Raw genomic sequence first — 239 nt, forward strand, 5'->3', positions numbered from 1 at the left:
GCGTTCTCCCAGTGGTGCGCGACGATCGCGTCGGCCTGCCGGTTTAGGATCTCGTAGATCGGCACGCGCGGCTCGAACGTCGCGCGGCCGTGATTGACCAAGTCCAGGCTGCGTGCGAATCCCGCGAACTGCGCGTCGTCCTTCAGGTGCAATGTGTTGAACACGCGCAGGTGCTCGATGAACGACGGATCCTGGCGATGCGCGAGATCCGCGAGCAGCATCGGCACGTGCGATGTCTT

Annotated in this window: 1 protein-coding gene; it reads right to left on the reverse strand. The window is 64.0% G+C overall.

Features of this window, described 5'->3' with window-relative positions:
• On the reverse strand, positions 1–221 hold a 221-nt coding region (locus tag SB725_RS33675; protein WP_410923755.1), incomplete at its 3' end, for a DUF2827 family protein.
• Positions 222–239: the final 18 nt, after the last annotated feature.

The organism is Pseudomonas sp. SIMBA_041 (assembly GCF_046535095.1).
Taxonomy (GTDB): domain Bacteria; phylum Pseudomonadota; class Gammaproteobacteria; order Pseudomonadales; family Pseudomonadaceae; genus Aquipseudomonas; species Aquipseudomonas mucoides.